Consider the following 17031-nt stretch of genomic DNA (forward strand, 5'->3'; position numbering starts at 1 on the left):
ATCCATGACTTCATCGGATATTTTGGGCCGCGGCGTCGGCAAGGGATTGCCGACCTACAACCGTGCCCCCTTGTAGGTCGGGAATCCTTTCCCGACGTCATGCCGGACCGAGCGTCTTTGTCGGCAAGGGATTACCGACGCGCTCCACTCTCGTTCCGCACAACTTTATGGAAATGTCCTTGGCGGGAGACCACTCTGCCAGCTGCACACTCGGGCATGTCCAACTACCATTTCTCGGATTAATCAGGCACCTAAATAGCCTCCGGGTTTTTTGGGCCGCCAAGGCCCGGTTACACGCTTGGGTGTAGCTCAGGCGGCTGGTCGTCGCGTAGGGACATCGCTGCCCCGGATGGATGAACAGCCCGGAAGGTTGGCCCTTTGCTGTGTTTCATTTTGTTTCATCTAAAATTCTCTAGTCTCATTCGCGTTTCATGTGAAACGTCGTTTGCGCCGTACAGCGAATCGAAGGCCGTAGTGGTGCGGTGCGGCTGGATTGGAATGCCTGGCACGGAGCTTGTTAGAACATTAGCAACTTTTAATATCTGGTTCATGCCTCCGGAAGCGGCCGCAGGGACTTCCCCGCGGCAATAATCGACTCGAGCAGGCATCGACCCTCAAAACGGAGTTCCCCCTAAGCCAGGGACGGCATTTTTGAAACTGAGGCTCTGCCGCAGCCGTCGCTTAAAACTTCCGGAATCTCTATATGGGCGATTTCAATACCGATTTTCCCGGCGGACGCGAGCGTCTGCGGTGGGAAATCACCTTGGCTCTCATCCTCAAGATTGTCTTGCTGAGCATCTTGTGGCTGGCGTTCTTCCGCCATGATCCGAACGTGCCCAGACCTGCCGTCGCGGATCTGTTTTCAGCAGATCGAATTTCCGTGACTCAGCAGGAGGGCATCATATGATTAGCGGCGAAGAAATCGTCAATCTGTCGAGACTGCAATTCGGCCTCACGGCCATGTATCACTTCTTGTTCGTGCCACTGACCCTGGGGCTGTCCTTCATCCTGGCCATCATGGAATCGGTGTACGTGATGACACGGAAGGAGGTGTACAAGGACATGACCAAGTTCTGGGGCAAGCTGTTCGCCATCAATTTCGCGATGGGCGTTACCACCGGGATCACCCTGGAATTTCAGTTCGGCACCAACTGGGCCTATTACTCCCATTACGTGGGCGACATCTTCGGCCCGATTTTGGCCAGCGAAGGCTGGATGGCCTTTTTCCTGGAGTCCACTCTGGTCGGGCTTTTTTTCTTCGGTTGGGACAGGCTGAGCCGGGTTCAGCACCTGGCCGTCACCTGGCTGGTGGCTTTCGGCACCAGCTTTTCCGCCTTGTGGATTCTCATTGCCAACGGCTGGATGCAATATCCGGTCGGTTCCGCGTTCAATTATGAAACCCTGCGCATGGAGATGACCTCCTTTGCCGATGTATTCTTCAATCCGGTAGCTCAGGTCAAGTTCGTGCATACCGTTGCGGCGGGCTACGTCACCGGTTCCATGTTCGTGCTGGGCATTAGCGCCTGGTACCTGATTCGGCGGCGCGATCTCGGCTTCGCACGGCGTTCGTTCTCCATCGCCGCGGCTTTCGGGTTGGCCTCGGTGCTGTCGGTGATCGTGCTGGGCGACGAAAGCGGCTATAACTCCGGCGAGGTGCAGAAGGTCAAGCTCGCAGCCATAGAGGCGGAATGGGATACCCATGAGCCGCCGGCCGGTTTCACCCTCATCGGTTTCCCGGACCAGGAGGCGGAAAAGACTCACTTCGCGATCAAGGTACCCTACGTTTTGGGGCTCATCGCAACGCGCTCCATAGACGAGGACGTCAAGGGTCTTAAGGAACTGCGCGCTGAAAGCGCCGAGCGCATCCGAAGCGGCATGATCGCGTACGGTCAGCTGCAGAAAATGCGGGCGGGGGACAAAGGCGAGCCCACCAAGGCCTTGTTTGATCGGCACGTCACGAATCTCGGCTATGGCTTATTGCTGAAAAAATACACCGCCGATCCGGCCGGCGCTTCGGAGGAGATGATTCAAATGGCTGCCTACGATACGATCCCGCGGGTAGCTCCCTTGTTCTGGACCTTCCGTTTGATGGTCGCGGCCGGGTTCACCATGTTGTTCGTGTTTGCCATGGCCTTCTATTTCTGTGCGACGCGGGTTGCCGACCAAAAGGAATGGCTGCTCAAGCTTGCGATCTGGTGCATTCCGCTGCCGTGGATCGCGTCCGAAGCCGGCTGGTTCGTGGCGGAATACGGACGTCAGCCCTGGACCATTTCCGGCGTGCTGCCGACCCATCTGTCCGCGTCCAACATCAGTTCCGACCAGCTCTGGTTCAGCATCGCCGGGTTTGTGTTCTTCTACACCGCTTTGCTGATCATCGAGATGTTCCTGATGATCAAGTACGTACGCCTGGGGCCCAGCAGTCTGCACACCGGGAAGTATCACTTCGAGATCAAACCGGCCGCCTCAGTGTCGTAATACCGGGAGAAAACAACGATGTTCGATTATGAGACTCTAAGAATCATCTGGTGGCTGTTCACCGGGGTTGTCATCATCGCTTTCGTCCTGACATCGGGATTCGATTTCGGCATCTGCGCTCTTCTGCCTTTCGTCGGCCGCAACGACCTCGAGCGCCGCGCCGTCATCAACACTGTCGGGGGAACCTGGGAAGGCAATCAGGTGTGGCTGATTCTCCTGGGGGGCGCTCTGTTCGCGGTGTGGCCACTGGTCTATGCAACATTGTTTTCCGGCTTGTACGTCGCCATGCTGCTGGTATTGTTCGCTCTGTTCTTCCGACCGGCGGGCTTCGATTATCGGAGCAAGCTGGAAAATCCCGCCTGGCGCAATGCCTGGGATTGGGGTTTGTTTATCGGAGGGGCGGTGCCGCCGATTCTCTTGGGCGTTTTGGTGGGCAATCTGGTCCAGGGATTGCCGTTCCATTTCGACGCCGATCTCCGGCCGTATTACGACGGCAGTTTCTTCGCCTTGCTCAATCCGTTCGCGCTTTTTTGCGGCGCGATCGGCTTGCTCATCAGCCTGTTCCACGGCGCGATTTATCTCAAGTGGCGCACGGAAGGCGAGCTTTACCGGCGGGCGCTGGCGGTCGTACGGGTCTTGGGGCCGGTGGTGCTGGGCTCTGTAGCGGTGGCAGCCTTGTGGGTCGCTTTCGGAATGAGTCTCCCGGAAATCACTGCAATGGCAAGCGTGGATGCCCCGTCGAATCCGCTCAACAAAACGGTAACCATGACGTCCGGCTGGCTCGGCCAGTTCCTCTCTCACCCCTGGATGCTGATTGCGCCCGTGCTCGGCTTGGGAGGGTTGTTTCTGGCATGGCGTTCGGCGCTGGAACACACGTCCGTCGGAGCTTTCATGTTCAGCTCGATCGGTATCACGGGCGTACTGTTGTCGCTCGGCTTCGGCCTGTTTCCGTACCTGGTGATTTCGTCGACCGATCCGAGCCACAGCCTGACGATCTGGGACGCCAGCTCCAGCCGTTTTACCCTGGCTCTGGCGTTTTGGATCACGGTGATCTTTCTACCCATCGTACTGGTCTATACGCGCTGGGCGTACAAGGTGCTGTGGGGGAGCGTCACGCCGGAGAAAGTGCTGAAGGACCAGCATTCTTTATATTGAGGTAGAAACATGTGGTACTTCGCTTGGATATTGGGTGTCGGTTTCGCCTGTGCCTTCGGCATCATCAACGCGATGTGGCTCGAAGCGGAATGCGATATGGATGCCGCTGGGATTGACTCTTCGTGTGACTCATCGAACTGAGTGCAAGAGGACTCGCGCAATGCAACTTGTTACCTCTTCTGCCTTCGGAACAATTCTGTCCGGGGCACATGGCGTCGAGGGCGGATCGGAGTGATCGCATGGCTTCGCCCGGCAGGAGGGGTAATAAAAGTAAATCCTGTTCAATTTACCAGTCTAAATAGATAGCAGAACGGAGGAGAGTAACCATGGCCCGCATCGTTATATTGGGCGCCGGTATCGGCGGTGTTCCGATGGCTCTGGAAATGAGGCAAATGGCCCGGAAAGAGGACGAGGTCTGCGTCATTTCCGAGAGCCCCACCTTTCACTTCGTCCCGTCTAACCCCTGGGTGGCGGTGAAGTGGCGCAAGCCGGAGGACATCAAGGTGGAGCTTGCGCCGATGTTCAAGAAAAAGGGCATCACATTCGTTAATCAGAAAGTGACCCGCGTCCACCCCGATCGGAATCAAATCGATCTGGCTGACGGCAGCACCGTCGACTACGACTACCTGGTCATTGCCACCGGCCCCAAGCTGGCTTTCGAAGAAGTGCCGGGATTCGGCCCGCACGGCCATACCCAGTCCGTTTGCCACGTCGATCACGCCGTTGAAGCCGCAGAATTCTGGGACGAGTTCGTCAAGGATCCGGGCCCCGTCATCGTCGGCTCGGTCCAGGGCGCGTCCTGTTTTGGACCCGCTTACGAATACGCGTTCATCGCCGACGCGGACCTCCGCAAACGCGAGATTCGCGACAAGGTTCCGATTACCTTCGTCACGTCGGAACCCTATATCGGCCACTTGGGCTTGGGCGGCGTAGGCGACACCAAGGGGCTCCTCGAAGGCGAACTGAGGCAGCATCACATCAAGGCCATCACAAACGCCCGGGTGGACCGGATCGAAGATGGCGTGATGCATGTCACCGAGGTCGACGAAAAAGGGCAGGAAAAGCAGAAGCATGAACTGCCGTTCAAGCACGCCATGATGATTCCGGCCTTCAAGGGAGTCGAGGCCGTGGCCGGAATCGAAGGTCTGGTCAATCCGCGGGGCTTCGTGCTGATTGACGAATACCAGCGCAATCCGACCTTCAAGAACGTCTACTCGGTAGGCGTATGCGTAGCCATTCCGCCGGTGGAAGCTACGCCCGTACCCACCGGTTCACCTAAAACCGGCTACATGATCGAATCCATGGTGACCGCTACCGCACATAATATTCGCGAGCAACTGGACGGCAAGGAGCCCTCCCACAAAGCGACCTGGAATGCCCTGTGTCTGGCCGATCTCGGCGATACCGGCGTGGCGTTCATAGCTCGCCCGCAGATGCCGCCGCGCAATGTCACCTGGGCCAGCAAGGGGCGCTGGGTGCATCTGGCCAAGATCGCGTTCGAGAAATATTTCATCCGCAAGATTCGCAAAGGCATCAGCGAACCTTTTTACGAACGCTTGGGGTTGAAGCTCATGGGCATTGTGCGGTTGAAAAAAAGCTGAAGTTTCACGATCGGCGCTTCCGCAGGTCGATCGACATGCCGAATCGAACCGGGAATTGCGCCATCCGTCTCGGAACCGCTGGGACAGGGCGGGTGGCGCGGGGTTTTTTCGGCGATTCGGCCGATGCGGCTTTGAATCCAAAACGGCCCATTCGGATCAACCGGGCTCGCTCGGCTGAGTGAGTTTTCGGTAATCGATAGCGATCTTCAAGCCTACGAAGCGGCTCGACATTTTGATCAATTCATCGGTAACCGGATTGAAATACAGCTTGGCTACGGCGATCCGCCTGTTTTCGTCTTCTTCACCGACTGGAAGTGCTTCCGCCTTGAAGTGGTAAACGTAAGCCGTCATACCGTCTTTAACATACTCCTGGCCGGGCGTACCCAAGACCTCCAAGATTCTATGCCGATTCGGAGGAGGGGTGGACACCTTGGGCAGATCTTCAGGATCGACCTTTAATTGCCGACGGCCCTGGTCCACCTTACCGTGGCCAAGAGACCTGATCGATGCCTCGAGAAATGTCGCCGGTGCAATTTCCAGAAAGACCGGAGAGAAATCCCAGCCGGACAGCTTATCCTTGCCATTAAAGGTCATACCGAAAACAATCGTTTTGCCCGGCTGCCCGTGGTTGTCGATCTGGTGAAAGTCCAGGTACCACCGGTATCCGTGAGGCAATTTTTCAATCCGGCTGGGATGGAGTTTGGTTAAATAACGGAAATCCTCGCTCAGAATAACCGGGTTCAGGAAATCAAGATGCAAATAGTCATTCGTCACCTGAACCCGAAAATTTCGTTCGAAATCGGCCAGCTGGTGTTTCGCCTCCAACAGCCGGAGGTAAACGCATCCGCTCAGGGCGAGGAGGAGGGGCAATGCCAGCAGCGTCTTAAAAAAAAGTTTTTTTCTGAATCTCATGGCTAGTCGTAGTTTCGACGGTGGCGGACAGCACGGACTTGCCCGATACCCGGCATAGGGCATCAGACAGAAGATAGTTCCGCCGATTGAGTGGTTGTTGATTGGATTAGGATAACCGATTGGCATGTCCGTGAAGACTGAACGTAACACATTGTGTTTCTGATGTGACAGAGAGAGTTTAGGACAGACAGTAGAGAGGAGCCGCGATTTATAAGTCGCCTTTCCGTCAAATCACGGATGTTCAAAGACTCAGCGCCAGTTGCGAACCGAGAGTTCTCGGCCGAATCTAGGCATGATTGAGAACTAATTGTGAGAGACTTGAAGAATTCGGGAGCAGTCACTATAATTCTTTCTTCCTCGGGCCGTTAGCTCAGTCGGTAGAGCATTGCACTTTTAATGCAGTGGTCGCTGGTTCGAATCCAGCACGGCCCACCAGAAATATCAAGAACATAGGCCGGTTAATCCGGCCTTTCTTTTGCTCCGAATTTACCCGCTTGGGTAGCTCAACCGGTCTTACCACCCTTAGCCATTGTGACGTTTCTGGTCTCATCCAACCGGTTAAGCGTGTATACGGATTTCTGAAGTTCTGCGGGCGAGAGAGCGCGACGCTTGTATGGCTTTGGCCTGAATAGCCCCTTCAATATCAACCGAAAAAAGATCCCCCGCGACTGCGGCAGATCAGTCCCAGATCCGGGAAACCAGAAGAAAGCCTAAAACTGACCGGGTGATTGCCGCAAAAGTGCCGATAAAGCGGAAGAGACTGACTGGAAAAGACGAATTTTTCAGTCTCTCGGTCTCTGTGATGTCAGTCACACTTTTCAAGCAAACGACACAAATTTCATCATTTTCCGACATTCACTCTACATTTTTTAGCTATGGTTTAAAGGGCTATTGGGAGAATGATTTTTCCCGGCATGTAAATCCGACAATTCCGCTGTTTGTCAGTACGGCAACTCTGATTAAGAACGCTTCTGCGGAAGTGAAATCTTCTTTCTCATAGTGTTGTCGAGAAACGGGCCTTCTCGCGGAAAAGTACGATACCCATGACCCGTCCAGGCGCTGCAGCGGAGGGCAATTCCGTTGAGCTTTATTGCTGTTTGTAAGTTTCGGCGAGAGATCGGACGGAAACTAAAAATCGGTAAGGATGGATGTTAGCTCGTTCCTTCGCGACCGCTATTGTCGGCTATCAAAGATATATCTCGCCCTATAAGGGATTCTGCTGTGCATATCGAGTAAAGCATGGAGGCATTTCCTGTTCGGAATTTGTGAAGCAGACTCTGCTCCGGCATGGAGCATGGCAAGCGATTCCCGCCATCAGGCAACGATTCGCAGAATGCAAAGCGGCGGCTACGACACTCGGTGCGGACAACACCGGGCAGCGCCGTAGGCGAAATCGGGGGCTTAACGAAAGCAAACGGCGTGAAAAGAGTGGCACCTTCGACTTCTGCGACTGCTCAAGTGGCATTGAATTGTTACCATCCCACGGTTGCAATACTTTTGAAGTTGCCGGAGGAGGGATCGACGCTTGTTCTTGTACGCCGTGGTAATGCTCTGTCTGGTGCCGGTTCTTTCCATTCCGACCGGGTACCTGTCGGGAACGGGGCAGTTTTTGGTTATTCGAGGTCATTGAAAATGCGCGCGGACCAAGTCCGGAGAGAAAAACGGCGCGGAGAGAGCAAATTTAGGCATGGTGTCGACCGACCGCCGAGGAAAAAATCCATGGGAATTCCCGGCGACACGCGCTAACGCGCAAAGAAAAAGGCCAACCGAGAACGGTTGGCCTTTATGTATTGGTGGCCAGGGACGGAATCGAACCGCCGACACGGGGATTTTCAGTCCCCTGCTCTACCAACTGAGCTACCTGGCCAGTCGCGAATCGAGTTGCGTATTAAACCTGTTACGAGGTTCGCAGTCAAGCATAAATGTTTTAAGTGGACTCGGGCGTCTGCTTTGCATCGGCAAAGGATTCAGCTGGAGTTTTATCCTTGTATTCGCATAAATCCGCTATCGGGCAAACGGGGCATTTCGGCTTTCTGGCGATGCATGTGTAGCGGCCGTGCAGAATGAGAAGGTGGTGGGCGTCTTTGAAATACTTTTTCGGAACGGTGCGCTCCAGTTTTTTTTCCACCTCCAATACCGTCTTGCCGGGCGCGAGGCGGGTTCGGTTGGCGACGCGGAAGATATGGGTGTCCACAGCGATGGTATGCTGCTCGAAAGCAGTGTTGAGTATGACGTTGGCGGTCTTGCGGCCGACCCCGGGCAATGCCTCCAGTTCAGTTCGGGTCCGTGGTACCAGCCCTCCGTGTTTCTCGAGCAGCAATCTGCAAAGCCCGATGATGTTCCTGGCCTTGCTGGGATATAGGTTTATGGTCTTGATGTATTCCTTGAGGCCTTCTTCGCCAAGGGCGAGAATGGCGTCGGGCGTATTGGCGACCGGGAATAGCCTGGCGGTGGCTTTGTTGACGCCCTTGTCGGTGGCTTGGGCCGATAGCACCACTGCGATCAGGAGTTCGAAAGGCGTAGCGTGAGTGAGTTCGGTTGTCGGTTCCGGGATGGCCGCGGCCAGGCGTTCGAAGATTTGTCGGCGTTTTTCGGCGTTCATGATTCGTGGACAGGGGAATCGAGCTTCGAATCGGATCTTGCCGGTGTTCGTTTGCCGGAAGCTTTCGCCTTCGCGCGGGCATCGATGACGTTTTTCAGGGCTATCAGGAGACCGAGGCCGATGAAGGCGCCGGGTGGAAGTATCGCCAGCAGAAAACCGTCGTATTCGCTGAACACGGACAGAGTCCAGTTCCTGGCGATTTCGCCGAACATCAGTTCCGCCCGGTTGAGCAGGGCACCGGTTCCGATGGCCTCGCGCAAGGCGCCGAGCATGACCAGCGCAAGCGTGAATCCGAGCCCGATGAACAAGCCGTCCATGAAGGCGCGGTCCACGGGGTGCTTGGAGGCAAAGGCCTCGGCGCGGCCGATAATGGCGCAGTTGGTGACGATCAGAGGTATGAAGATACCGAGGATTTTGTACAGATCGTGGAAGTAGGCGTTCATCAGTAGATCGATGACGGTGACGTTGGAGGCGATGATGAGCACGAACACCGGCAGTCGAATTTCGGTCGCGACATAATTGCGGATCAGCGAAACGATGACATTGGAAAAGACCAGTGCCGCCGTGGTGGCAAGACCGAGCCCCAGGCTGTTGACCACGGTATTGCTGACCGCAAGCAAGGGACATAGCCCTAGTAACGCAACGAAAGCCTGGTTGTTGCGCCAGAGGCCATCGCGAATGATTTTCGGGTATCTGGACGTGTCGATCATGGCTTCAATCCCGGGCCGTTTCCCGCATCTTGCTCAAATAACCGCTGTTTGTTCCGCTCGAAAAAAGTTAGCGTCTTGTATACCGCCTTGACCACCGCGCGCGGCGTGATTGTCGCCCCGGCGAACTGGTCGAAGTCTCCGCCGTCCCGTTTGACTTTCCAGCGGGATTCCGATGGGCTGGCCAGCGACCGGCCGTTGAAGCCGAGGATCCAGTCGGATTTGTCGGTATCGATCGGATCGCCGAGCCCCGGCGTTTCACGGTGGCTGACCACTCTGACGCCGGCCAGGGAGCCATCCGTGCGAATCGCTACCAGCAGCTTGATCGTGCCGTTGTAGCCGTCGGGAGCAAGCGGGGAAAGAACCGTGGCCACGGGGCTGCCGTTTTTTCGGGCGCGATAAATGGTAACCGGTTTATCGGTGCCCAGGTCGGGATCGTTGACCGTAATGATGTCGGCGAGAATGTCGTTGTCGAACCAGTCGGCCGGTATCAGTGACTCCAATGTATGCAGCAAGACGGCCTGCTCGTTGGACTCGATACGTGCTTTCGTTCTATCGTGCACCACGGCCACCAGTCCCATGCCGATCACGGCGAATACTCCTAGCGCGGCAGCGGCATTGATGATGGGGTTAGGCAAGTTCATTTCGGATATCCGTAGACGCGCGGACGGGTGTAGTGGTCTATGGTGGGCGCGGCCAGATTCAGGAGCAGGACTGCGAAGGCGACACCGTCCGGGTAGCCGCCCCAGGAGCGGATGACGAACACCAGCAGACCGATCGAAGCGCCGTAAATCAAACGTCCGCGCGGCGTGGTGGATGCCGTGACCGGGTCGGTAGCGATAAAGAAGGCTCCCAACATAGTGGCTCCACTGAAGCAATGAAACAGCGGTGTCGGGTAAACGGCGGGCTCGATCAGGAAAAAGATCAATGCCATGGCAAAGAGGGCCGAGAGAAAGCCGACCGGAATTTGCCAGGCAATCAGGCCGCGTTTGAGCAGCCACAGCCCGCCCAGGAGAAATCCGAAATTGACCCATTGCCAGCCGCGGCTTCCTATCCCCGAGAATAGGGCACCGGTCTGAATTTCATCTAACGAGCGGTCGAGTCCGAGCTGGGTTTTGAGGGTGTCGAGCGGCGTGGCCATGGCGAGAGCATCGAAGGTCAGTTCCGACGGCAGCGTACGGCTGAAGATCGCGGTCCAGGCATCCGCAAATCCCAGTGCGGCACCGCTCAATTCCCTGGGAGGAAGCCACGCGGTCATGTGCTGTGGAAAGGAAATCAGGAGCACGGCATACCCGACCATGGCCGGGTTGAACGGGTTGTATCCGAGTCCGCCGTAGAGGTGCTTGCCGATGATGATCGCGAATAGCGTTCCGAAAGCCGTGAGCCACCACGGTGCCAACGGAGGCAGGGAAACGGCCAGCAGTATTGCCGTAAGGGCGGCGCTGTAATCCTTCAGGGCAGGTACAGCGGGACGTCGGCGCAAGGAAAGCATGGCGGCTTCACCCAACGCCGCCGCAACCAGGGCAATGAGACATTGCACGAGAACGCCGCTCCCGAATTGCCACACTAATGCCGCCAAGCCGGGTATCAGGGCGACCTGCACCGTCAGCATGATGCGACTGACGCTATTGATGGGAGCAAGATACGGCGCTTGAGCGGTCGGAAAATGCATGTAAGGCGTGTCGGAGGTTGGTTTTGAGTCGGCTTTGGAAATCGGGATTACCGGCCTAATCGATTTTTGGAGATTTCGCTTCCGGCACGGATGTCCGCTCGGCTGACCCGGGTTCGGCGGCGCCTGCGTCGGGACTTTTAACCGCAGACGGGCCTGACGGTTCCGGCTGCTTTTTTGCCGTCGGATCAGAGTTCCGGCTTGCCTGTCCCGCTTTTTCCGCGCGGCGGAGTTTGGCGCGCTCGATAGCTTCCACGATTTCGGGTGCCTTCGAAGCGCCGAGAGTTAGTTTCTTCCGCTTTGCGCTTTCCTCGCGGTCACGCTTTTCCTGCTCCTTGCGGGCTTGTCGCGATTCGAACCGAAGTCTGGCATGTTCAGACTTTTCACGCTCTCGCCGTTTGGCGATGGCCTTGCCTTTCGCAGCCCGGAAATATTGGACGAGCGGAATGTGGCTGGGGCATACGTAATCGCAGCAGCCGCATTCGATACAGTCGAACAGCTTGTAATCCACGGCACGTTCGATCTGATCCGAGCGGCCGTACCAATAGAGTTGCTGCGGCAGCAGGTTAACCGGGCAGGCGTCGGCGCATGCACCGCAACGAATGCAGGGCAGGGGCTGTTTTTCGCCGATCAACTCGTTTCGGCCGGCGACCAGAATACAGTTAACCGATTTGGTCAATGGCAGATCGTCGGTCGGTACGTCGAATCCCATCATCGGGCCGCCCAATACCAGCCGCTCGGCTTCGCTCGTGTATCCTCCGCATTGCCGGACAAGATCGGATAAGGGCGTACCGATCCGCGCGAGGAGATTCTGTGGCCGTTTCACCCCGCGGCCGGTGACCGTAACGATGCGGGAAATCAAAGGGGTTCCGCGGACGACGGCATTGTAAACGGCGGCGGCCGTTCCGACATTTTGGCACACGATACCGATGTCGGCCGGGATGCCTCGCGCCGGTACTTCGCGGCCGGTCAGCACCTTGATCAACTGTTTCTCGCCGCCGGTGGGATAAACCGCGGGTACCCGCACCAGCTGAACCGTCTCGAAGTCGCCGCAATTCATGGCTTTCTCCAGTGCTGTCAGTGCGTCCGGCATGTCGTCCTCAACGGCGAGCAGGCAGCGTTCCGCTTGTAAGCTATGGAGGAGAATTTTGGCGCCTTCCAGCACCTCCTCGGAATAATGGGTGAGCAGGCTGTCGTCGCAGGTGATATAAGGTTCGCACTCGGCTCCGTTCAGGATCAGGGTGTCGACCTTGCGACTCGTGCCCGCTGCCATTTTGATCGAGGTAGGAAAAGCGGCGCCGCCAAGGCCGACGATGCCGGCTTCGTGGATGTTCCGGCGCAATTCTGCGGGAGAGCACTGCCGGTATCCCGGATTGCCGGAGAAGGCCGTTGCGACATCCTCGCCGTCGGTTTCGATCGCGATGCATAATCCCGACAAACCGGATGGATGGGGCAGTGGCAACTGTTCGATCGCTCGGACGACGCCGGAGCTGGAGGCGTGAATCGGCGGGATGACCGGATTGTCGTCGCAGGCGATGGCTTGGCCCTTGAGAACCCGGTCACCCGGCGCGACGACCGGCTTGGAATCCTCTCCATTCCGTTGTTGGAGCGGAAAGATCAGTCTTTCCGGCAAACGGGCGACCGCCAGCGGAGCTCTGCCGGATTCCTGCTTCTGCCCATCCAAATGTACGCCGCCGTGAAAATTCCAGAGTTTAAATAGGTTCACCGACTCACCGCCTTCGGTTCGGGCCATCGCCAGGTGGCGAGGGTTTCTTTGACGGGTTCCATGCGGATGCAATCGACCGGACAAGGCGCTACACAGAGTTCGCAACCCGTGCATTCCGACGCTATCACCGTGTGCATGTGCTTGGTTGCGCCGAGGATTGCATCGACGGGGCAAGCCTGAATGCACAAGGTACAGCCGATGCACTTCAATTCGTCGATGACGGCGACCGATTTGGGTTTCTCGACACCGTGCTCGGCGCTTAGCGGTTTCGGCTCGACGCCCAATAGATCGGCCAGGGCGATAACGCCTTCTTCGCCGCCGGGCGGGCATTGGTTGATGTACGCATCGCCGCGTGCGATGGCTTCCGCATACGGCCGGCAGCCGGGAAAACCGCATTGTCCGCACTGTGTTTGCGGTAGAATGGCATCGATTTTGTCCACCAGGGGATTGCCCTCGACCCTGAAGCGCCGGGCGGAATAGCCGAGGATCAAGCCGAATGAGGCGAACAAGGCGCAAATTGCGAATACGGCCAGCATGGATGCGACCTGATCAGCCTTTGACGAGGCCGGAGAATCCCATGAAAGCCATGGAAATCAGGCCGGCGGTGATCAATCCGATGGCGTTGCCGCGGAAGGGGGCGGGAACGTCGGACGCATCGATTCGTTCGCGGACCGCAGCAAACAGAACCAGGACCAGGGTAAAGCCGAGAGCGGCACCGAAACCGTACAAAAACGATTCGATGAATCCGTGCTGGGACTGGACGTTCAGCAGCGCTACGCCGAGTACTGCGCAGTTGGTGGTGATCAGAGGAAGGAAAATGCCCAGCACCTGATAAAGAAGAGGGCTCGTTTTCCTGACCACCATTTCGGTGAACTGTACCACCACCGCAATGACGACGATGAAGACGATGGTGCGGAGATATTCCAGCCCAAGCGGAACCAACAGGTATTCATTGGCGAGATAGCTGCTCACCGATGACAGGGTCAAGACGAAAGTGGTCGCCAACCCCATGCCCATCGCGGTCTCGAGTTTTTTCGATACGCCCATGAAAGGGCAAAGTCCGAGAAACTTGACCAGGACGAAATTATTGACCAAGGTCGTACCGACCAGGATGAGGACGTAATCCTTCATTGGAGGAAAAAGCGGGGAAGCGGGTCTGATTTGGAGGACGGAATTTTAAAGAAAAGCAATGGCTTGTCAAACTATGAATGCGCCGGGAACACTCTGTTTTTGCGCGGCCTCGGCCATCAAGATTCTCCGGCTGAAATTCAATGCGACTTTCAGGATTTGTAAGGATGGCTCACGATTAGTTCACGGGAACGGTGGGTAGGGCTGATATTCGGGAAATGTCCCAATTTCGGACTGCCCAATCGAGAATGTCCTGCTTGCTTGCCGATGCCAGATCACGAGGCGGATTCTGGTTAAGGAGCGTCAGCAGTTCAACCAAGATGGACGAAGGATTTCGTTCATCCACGGGATCGGCAAAGGTTTGTTTACTGAGTTTGATCCCATCGCTATCGACCAGAACCGGAACATGTGCATATGTCGGGGTGGACAAGCCCAGCAGTCGCTGCAAATAAATTTGCCGGGGCGTGGAATCGAGGAGATCGACACCGCGAACGACTTCGGTGATGCCTTGCTCGCAATCGTCGAGCACCGTTGCCAGGTGATAGGCATAAACGCGGTCGCGCCGAAGAATGATGAAGTCACCAACTTCCGTGGCAAGATTTTGACTCTGCGTTCCCTGCAACGTGTCCTCGAAAATGACGGTTGAGTTTTCCGTGATGACGCGTAGGGCGTACTGATCGGTCAGAGTACTCCGGTTTTTGTTCCGGCAGAATCCCGGATAAATCGAGGTTTCCGCGTTTTCCCCGGAATAAGCCGCGAGATCTTTGCGCGAGCAGGTACACGCATAGAGGTGTTCCAGAAGTTCAAGACGCTCGATGGCGGTACGATAGGCTTCGAAACGAGAGCTCTGATGAAGAATCGGACCGTCCCAATGTAACCCGAACGCTTCCAGGGTTCGGAGTATTCGGTCCGTCGCGTCGGTCGCCGTACGAAAAGGATCGACGTCGTCGATTCTTAGCCGCCATTCGCCTTGCTGTGCTTTGGCTTGGAGAAAACTTGCGAGAGCCGTGTAGAGGGAGCCTAAATGCAGGGGGCCGGTGGGGGATGGTGCAAAGCGGCCCCGGTATTGCGGCTTAGAAGGAATAAGCGTGAAGCGGGTGTCGTTCAAATCCGAAGATCAAGAGCTGGAAATTAGCCGACCTGCCTTTCCCGGATTTCGTCCAGAGTCTTGCAGTCTATGCATTGCGTCGCCGTGGGCCTCGCCTCGAGGCGCCGGAGACCGATTTCCACGCCGCAGGTTTCGCAATAACCGTAATCGCCGCGCTCGAGATTTTCCAGGGATTCTTCGATCTTCTTGATGAGTTTCCGTTCCCGGTCGCGGGTGCGCAGTTCCAGGCTGAACTCGGATTCCTGCGTTGCACGGTCGTTGGGATCCGGGAAATTGGCCGCCTCGTCCTGCATGTGATGCACCGTCCTATCGACTTCCTTCATGAGTTCCGCCTTCCAATTCTGTAGAATGCGGCGGAAGTGCTCGACTTGAGCCTCGTTCATGTATTCTTCGCCTTCCGTGATCTGGTAGGGCGTGAAGCTAAAGGGCGTCGCATGAGTATCGGCTTTCTGGGCGCTGGACATCCGTAAACTCCTAAACCAAGTTCAAAAACCGGATATTACTAGCAAACAATTGGAACTTCTGCAAGATCGTCCGAGCGTTGCCAATGAGGGGGAAACGGACGGGGTTTGGGTTTATTCTTCAGCGTTACGGATCCAAAAAATGAATTATTCCGATCGTTTGGCCGACATACAGCCGTTCTTCGTGATGGAGGTCTTGTCGCGCGCTAAGGCCCTGGAGCGGGAAGGGCGAGACATCATTCACCTGGAAATCGGCGAGCCCGACTTTCCGACTCCGCCGCTCGTCGTCGAGCGCGCGACCGAATTTCTGCGGCGCGGAGAAGTACGGTATACACCGGCTGCCGGACTGCCGGAACTTCGCGAGGCCATTGCCAAGTATTATCTCGACCGCTACGGCGTCCGTGTCGCGAGTGAACGGATCTTTGTTACACCCGGTGCATCCGGCGCCTTCTTGTTGGCCATGGGATTGCTGCTCAACCCGGGCGACAAGGTCCTTCTGGCGGATCCGGGCTATCCGTGTTACGCGAACTTCGTTCGCCTTTACGGCGGGACTCCCGCGTTGGTTCCCGTCGGCGCGGAAAGCCGCTTCCATGTCAATTCGGAAATTCTTGCCGCCCACTGGGATGACAGAACCAAAGGCGCCGTGATCGCATCACCTTCGAACCCGACGGGAACGGTGCTTTACCCGGAAGAACTGAACGCGCTTGTCGACGAAATCGAGCGACGATCGGGCTTCCTGATCGCAGACGAGATCTATCATGGGCTTGAATATGAGAAACCTTCGCCGACGGCACTGACGTATTCGGATCGAGTGTTCGTAGTCAACAGCTTTTCCAAGTATTTTGGCATGACCGGCTGGCGGCTCGGTTGGCTCGTGGTGCCGGCCGACAGCATCGACAATGCTGAAAAACTTGCGCAGAATATGTTTATCTCAGCGCCGGCTCCTTCACAATATGGCGCGCTGGCCTCCTTCAAGGAGGAGAACTTGCAAGAATTGGAGCGGCGACGGCGCGTGTTTCAGGACAGAAGGGATTATCTTTGTGACCAGTTGCGGAAAATCGGATTTTCGCTCAACACCATCCCAAGCGGTGCTTTCTACGTGTACGCGGGTTGCAGCCGATTGACCTCGAATAGCCTCGACTTCGCAATGGGGTTGTTGGAGAAAACCGGCGTCGCGCTTACGCCAGGCAAGGATTTCGGCAAAAATTCGCCTGAAACACACCTCAGATTTTCTTATGCGGTTACCCTTGCGCGGTTGGCTGATGCGTTAAGCAGAATAAGACGTTTCGTGCAGGGTTGAGGGCGCAGACGCAGACGAGGGTGTCGGACGGCTATGCTAGACTTGCTAATTGCTGTTTGAGCCAGGGGGTGATGGGCGTGCCCTTTCCTAAGCGAGGGCGAAGAGTTAGGCTTTTGCTCCTGCGGCGCAGCCCATCGAAAAAATCAAGAGTTTTTGTGGCATCGGCTTGCTAAGCGACTGATTTTAA

At 56.4% G+C, this 17031-nt stretch carries 17 protein-coding genes and 2 tRNA genes; 8 read left to right on the forward strand and 11 right to left on the reverse strand.

Annotation, left to right across the window (positions count from 1 at the left end):
• Positions 1–703 precede the first annotated feature (703 nt).
• The 5 genes from sS8_RS01955 (at position 704) to sS8_RS01975 (ending at position 5231) form a co-directional block, all read left to right on the forward strand.
• Positions 704–907 carry a hypothetical protein gene (locus tag sS8_RS01955; protein WP_119628187.1) on the forward strand — a complete coding sequence of 68 codons (204 nt, stop codon included), beginning with the start codon at positions 704–706 and terminating at the stop codon, positions 905–907.
• The gene (locus sS8_RS01960) at positions 907–2475 is read left to right on the forward strand and encodes a cytochrome ubiquinol oxidase subunit I (protein ID WP_197716754.1); all 1569 of its coding nucleotides are present in this window, start codon (positions 907–909) and stop codon (positions 2473–2475) included. The genes sS8_RS01955 and sS8_RS01960 overlap by 1 nt, the downstream gene beginning before the upstream one ends.
• An 18-nt stretch (positions 2476–2493) precedes the next feature.
• Positions 2494–3630, forward strand: coding sequence for a cytochrome d ubiquinol oxidase subunit II (gene cydB, locus sS8_RS01965; protein WP_119628189.1), 1137 nt, complete (start codon positions 2494–2496; stop codon positions 3628–3630).
• A gap of 9 nt (positions 3631–3639) precedes the next feature.
• The gene (gene cydX / locus sS8_RS01970) at positions 3640–3771 is read left to right on the forward strand and encodes a cytochrome bd-I oxidase subunit CydX (RefSeq protein ID WP_119628190.1); all 132 of its coding nucleotides are present in this window, start codon (positions 3640–3642) and stop codon (positions 3769–3771) included.
• A gap of 185 nt (positions 3772–3956) precedes the next feature.
• Positions 3957–5231, forward strand: coding sequence for an NAD(P)/FAD-dependent oxidoreductase (locus sS8_RS01975; RefSeq protein WP_119628191.1), 1275 nt, complete (start codon positions 3957–3959; stop codon positions 5229–5231).
• A 156-nt stretch (positions 5232–5387) separates the two neighbouring features.
• Here the strand turns inward: sS8_RS01975 and sS8_RS01980 are convergent, their stop codons facing one another.
• Positions 5388–6143 (reverse strand): hypothetical protein, encoded by a 756-nt coding sequence (locus tag sS8_RS01980; RefSeq protein ID WP_119628192.1) that lies wholly within the window; start codon positions 6141–6143, stop codon positions 5388–5390.
• A 359-nt stretch (positions 6144–6502) separates the two neighbouring features.
• Here sS8_RS01980 and sS8_RS01985 point away from each other — a divergent pair.
• Both sS8_RS01985 and yidD read left to right on the forward strand, forming a co-directional pair.
• Positions 6503–6578 (forward strand) — tRNA-Lys (locus sS8_RS01985).
• Positions 6579–7291: 713 nt separating this feature from the next.
• Complete coding sequence (gene yidD / locus sS8_RS29775; protein WP_119628193.1) at positions 7292–7690, forward strand: membrane protein insertion efficiency factor YidD; 399 nt, start codon at positions 7292–7294, stop codon at positions 7688–7690.
• 244 nt (positions 7691–7934) lie between these two features.
• Here the strand turns inward: yidD and sS8_RS01995 are convergent.
• The 10 genes from sS8_RS01995 to dksA form a co-directional block, all read right to left on the reverse strand.
• A tRNA-Phe gene (locus tag sS8_RS01995) sits at positions 7935–8010 on the reverse strand.
• Between the two features lie 60 nt (positions 8011–8070).
• Positions 8071–8745 (reverse strand): endonuclease III, encoded by a 675-nt coding sequence (gene nth, locus sS8_RS02000; protein WP_119628194.1) that lies wholly within the window; start codon positions 8743–8745, stop codon positions 8071–8073.
• Positions 8742–9455 (reverse strand): electron transport complex subunit E, encoded by a 714-nt coding sequence (locus sS8_RS02005; RefSeq protein WP_119628195.1) that lies wholly within the window; start codon positions 9453–9455, stop codon positions 8742–8744. Before sS8_RS02005 ends, nth begins: the two co-directional genes overlap by 4 nt.
• On the reverse strand, positions 9452–10096 hold the full coding sequence (rsxG, locus tag sS8_RS02010; RefSeq protein WP_119628196.1) for an electron transport complex subunit RsxG: 645 nt from the start codon (positions 10094–10096) through the stop codon (positions 9452–9454). The genes sS8_RS02005 and rsxG overlap by 4 nt, the downstream gene beginning before the upstream one ends.
• A complete protein-coding gene (rsxD, locus tag sS8_RS02015) occupies positions 10093–11124 on the reverse strand; it encodes an electron transport complex subunit RsxD (protein WP_119628197.1) in 1032 nt (343 codons plus the stop codon). Before rsxD ends, rsxG begins: the two co-directional genes overlap by 4 nt.
• 55 nt (positions 11125–11179) lie before the next feature.
• Positions 11180–12847 (reverse strand): electron transport complex subunit RsxC, encoded by a 1668-nt coding sequence (rsxC, locus tag sS8_RS02020; RefSeq protein ID WP_232020479.1) that lies wholly within the window; start codon positions 12845–12847, stop codon positions 11180–11182.
• Positions 12844–13383: an electron transport complex subunit RsxB gene (gene rsxB, locus sS8_RS02025; RefSeq protein WP_119628199.1), complete on the reverse strand. Its 540-nt coding sequence runs from the start codon at positions 13381–13383 to the stop codon at positions 12844–12846. Before rsxB ends, rsxC begins: the two co-directional genes overlap by 4 nt.
• Before the next feature lie 13 nt (positions 13384–13396).
• Positions 13397–13978, reverse strand: coding sequence for an electron transport complex subunit RsxA (gene rsxA / locus sS8_RS02030; protein WP_119628200.1), 582 nt, complete (start codon positions 13976–13978; stop codon positions 13397–13399).
• A 175-nt stretch (positions 13979–14153) separates the two neighbouring features.
• On the reverse strand, positions 14154–15083 hold the full coding sequence (gluQRS, locus tag sS8_RS02035) for a tRNA glutamyl-Q(34) synthetase GluQRS (protein ID WP_232020480.1): 930 nt from the start codon (positions 15081–15083) through the stop codon (positions 14154–14156).
• A gap of 23 nt (positions 15084–15106) precedes the next feature.
• Entirely contained in the window at positions 15107–15547 is a 441-nt protein-coding gene (gene dksA, locus sS8_RS02040) for an RNA polymerase-binding protein DksA (RefSeq protein WP_119628201.1), read from the reverse strand.
• 157 nt (positions 15548–15704) lie between these two features.
• Here dksA and sS8_RS02045 point away from each other — a divergent pair, with 157 nt between their 5' ends.
• On the forward strand, positions 15705–16844 hold the full coding sequence (locus sS8_RS02045) for an aminotransferase class I/II-fold pyridoxal phosphate-dependent enzyme (protein ID WP_331852277.1): 1140 nt from the start codon (positions 15705–15707) through the stop codon (positions 16842–16844).
• The last annotated feature ends 187 nt before the right edge of the window (positions 16845–17031 follow it).

The sequence above is a fragment of the Methylocaldum marinum genome (genome assembly GCF_003584645.1).
Taxonomy (GTDB): Bacteria; Pseudomonadota; Gammaproteobacteria; order Methylococcales; family Methylococcaceae; genus Methylocaldum; species Methylocaldum marinum.

Bases quoted from the DNA above. Each gene is read 5' to 3' on its own strand.
- sS8_RS01955 (WP_119628187.1), top strand. From the start codon at position 704: ATGGGCGATTTCAATACCGATTTTCCCGGCGGACGCGAGCGTCTGCGG.
- cydB (WP_119628189.1), top strand. From the start codon at position 2,494: ATGTTCGATTATGAGACTCTAAGAATCATCTGGTGGCTGTTCACCGGG.
- cydX (WP_119628190.1), top strand. From the start codon at position 3,640: ATGTGGTACTTCGCTTGGATATTGGGTGTCGGTTTCGCCTGTGCCTTC.
- sS8_RS01975 (WP_119628191.1), top strand. From the start codon at position 3,957: ATGGCCCGCATCGTTATATTGGGCGCCGGTATCGGCGGTGTTCCGATG.
- sS8_RS01980 (WP_119628192.1), bottom strand. From the start codon at position 6,143: ATGAGATTCAGAAAAAAACTTTTTTTTAAGACGCTGCTGGCATTGCCC.
- yidD (WP_119628193.1), top strand. From the start codon at position 7,292: ATGTTAGCTCGTTCCTTCGCGACCGCTATTGTCGGCTATCAAAGATAT.
- nth (WP_119628194.1), bottom strand. From the start codon at position 8,745: ATGAACGCCGAAAAACGCCGACAAATCTTCGAACGCCTGGCCGCGGCC.
- sS8_RS02005 (WP_119628195.1), bottom strand. From the start codon at position 9,455: ATGATCGACACGTCCAGATACCCGAAAATCATTCGCGATGGCCTCTGG.
- rsxG (WP_119628196.1), bottom strand. From the start codon at position 10,096: ATGAACTTGCCTAACCCCATCATCAATGCCGCTGCCGCGCTAGGAGTA.
- rsxD (WP_119628197.1), bottom strand. From the start codon at position 11,124: ATGCATTTTCCGACCGCTCAAGCGCCGTATCTTGCTCCCATCAATAGC.
- rsxB (WP_119628199.1), bottom strand. From the start codon at position 13,383: ATGCTGGCCGTATTCGCAATTTGCGCCTTGTTCGCCTCATTCGGCTTG.
- rsxA (WP_119628200.1), bottom strand. From the start codon at position 13,978: ATGAAGGATTACGTCCTCATCCTGGTCGGTACGACCTTGGTCAATAAT.
- dksA (WP_119628201.1), bottom strand. From the start codon at position 15,547: ATGTCCAGCGCCCAGAAAGCCGATACTCATGCGACGCCCTTTAGCTTC.